Origin of the sequence: Thermoplasma sp., assembly GCF_023256435.1 — an archaeon.
GTDB lineage: Archaea > Thermoplasmatota > Thermoplasmata > Thermoplasmatales > Thermoplasmataceae > Thermoplasma.
The window spans coordinates 1-1,930 of sequence record NZ_JAGDXM010000038.1; the positions used below are offsets into that span (position 1 = coordinate 1).

Genomic DNA, 1,930 nt, shown 5'->3' on the forward strand with positions numbered 1-1,930 from the left:
TCACCTCTGCCATAGGACATGAGGGCACCGCAAAGGTGCTCTCAGATCTGACCGGTTTTTCTATACCGGTCAACCGGGTTGCGATAAGGATGCAGCCCGGCGATAAAGCATTAGTCTTCCGGCTACTGGACAGGTTGCCGGAAGGCAAAGTGCTGACGGAGGAAGAACTCCGTCAGTTAAAATTTGAATTAGGGGTGCTGGAGATGACCAGCGCCCTGTAAATTTTTGTTGCCCAAAAAAGATTAAATAGTTAATTGCCGAATAGCACTTAACTGAAAAAGTAGCCCAAACAATATGGCTGAGCAGAGGGATAGCATGGGGATGGCCGTAGGTCGATGGAACTAAAGGCCGGTGAACTGTGCTACTGCGAAAATACGCCGTGGATCTGCGTGGAAGGCCTGCGCAATGGATGCAGGCTGGAAGCTCAGTGAAGCGGCGTAGCCATGCCGATCCAATGGAGATCGGAAACAGACGGCGTGGCTTAGGACGAACCTGACCGCCAGAGGCCGCGCTCTGGAGCATCCCGCATGGAAGCATGCGCGGGCATTAGGTAGTTCCTGACCGGCTGTAAAGCTGGTGCATAACTTGTGCGGTTGCGCTGTCTGCATTTTTTGTAGCCCAAACAATGGCTGAGCGGAGGGATGGGCTGAGGATAGCCACGAGGACGATGGATCCAGATGGCAGTTGAATCAGCTCACCGCGAAAATACGTCGCAAAGCTGTACGGAGCTCCTGTACGATGGATACAGGCTGCGAAGTACTGTGGAACGGCGTAGCCATGCCGGTCCAATGGAGACCGGTTCTTTATCGCAGCAGGGGGGATCACCGCAAGGTGGTTCCCCCTTTTGCGTTACATACTTTTGTTGCCCGAGAGGGCGGAGGTAAGAATGACCGCTGAAGAGTTAAAATTGGCTCTGGCGCTTTCATGGGCGCTTAGAGCTGATGGGAAAATGTCTCATGCAGGCTTCAATGCCTGCATGAGAGAGTTGGCAAAAGTGACCCCAGTAGAGCTCTGGGATCACTATGGGCTGGATGGGGCAACCCTCCATGCCCATGAGAACCTGCAGAGGTTCATCAGGGAGGTCGAAACTTCCATACTAACTAGTATTTCTGAAACGAAAAAAATGAAAACGGAAATAGATTGGGAGAAAATACTTCCATACTAACTAGTATTTCTGAAACCCGTTGTCTGTGATCTTATCTCCATACTGTATATAACGATTTCCAATCCGTTTTATGTATTTATAGCATGAATAATTATATAATGTATATAAGATACAACATTAATATCGTATAATACGATATCTACCAACGAAAGAATTGAAAATTTCGGTAAGCCTCATTTTTTGACTTTATTTAAATACCCTTACCGACATTTTCTGATATAAATAAATTATGTAGCGATAATGACACAAATCCACGAACATACCATTGCTCAATGATCTACGGATCCAGTAGTGCATCATATGACGTTCAGATCCCTCTTCTCCCCTATTATGAATCTGTCAACATATCCCTTTGTCTTGAATTTGTATAATATCACGGAGTCGCCTTCTTTCAGCCGCTCGTCCAAGCCATCCATCATTTCGTTCAACAATGCATCCGTTATCTCACCCTCAAAGACACTGTTCTGGACCCATATCAAGTACCTTTTCAGGTACTTATTGATCTTAGAAACCCTCTTCTCGTCAACATCATAGACTAAGATGGCGTACATCAGTCCCACATCCTGAAAGATCGGTATCTCTTGCCTTCCGATACATGACGCAACAGTTTATAGCATTCCTCTCCAATTATGGTTTCATAAGTTGCATATCCCTTTCCAACCTTCAGGCTGGACTCCATCCTGTCTCTATATGCCGAGACGAATTTGGTTCTGCCGGTATCGTTGAGGTAAACCCCGCCATCCCGTTCTTCGAAGTCGCCCTCCT

At 46.9% G+C, this 1,930-nt stretch carries 4 protein-coding genes and 1 pseudogene; 3 read left to right on the plus strand and 2 right to left on the minus strand.

What is annotated here, in order from left to right; all coding sequences use genetic code 11:
- The 3 genes from Q0C15_RS04860 to Q0C15_RS04870 form a co-directional block, all read left to right on the plus strand.
- Nucleotides 1–221 (plus strand): DUF1874 domain-containing protein (locus tag Q0C15_RS04860; RefSeq protein WP_297216933.1); only part of this gene is annotated, 221 nt, incomplete at its 5' end.
- A 137-nt stretch (nt 222–358) separates the two neighbouring features.
- A complete protein-coding gene (locus Q0C15_RS04865; protein WP_297216935.1) occupies nt 359–496 on the plus strand; it encodes a hypothetical protein in 138 nt (45 codons plus the stop codon).
- 390 nt (nt 497–886) lie between these two features.
- Complete coding sequence (locus Q0C15_RS04870) at nt 887–1,165, plus strand: hypothetical protein (RefSeq protein WP_297216938.1); 279 nt, start codon at nt 887–889, stop codon at nt 1,163–1,165.
- 296 nt (nt 1,166–1,461) lie between these two features.
- Here Q0C15_RS04870 and cas2 read toward each other — a convergent pair whose 3' ends face one another.
- Nucleotides 1,462–1,716: a CRISPR-associated endonuclease Cas2 gene (gene cas2, locus Q0C15_RS04875; protein ID WP_297216940.1), complete on the minus strand. Its 255-nt coding sequence runs from the start codon at nt 1,714–1,716 to the stop codon at nt 1,462–1,464.
- A pseudogene (locus tag Q0C15_RS04880) lies at nt 1,716–1,930 on the minus strand (type I-B CRISPR-associated endonuclease Cas1); the annotation flags it as partial. The pseudogene Q0C15_RS04880 and the gene cas2, both read right to left, overlap by 1 nt.

Excerpts from the sequence above, each read along its gene's own strand:
- Q0C15_RS04870 (WP_297216938.1), top strand. The coding sequence starts at position 887 with ATGACCGCTGAAGAGTTAAAATTGGCTCTGGCGCTTTCATGGGCGCTT.
- cas2 (WP_297216940.1), bottom strand. The coding sequence starts at position 1,716 with ATGTACGCCATCTTAGTCTATGATGTTGACGAGAAGAGGGTTTCTAAG.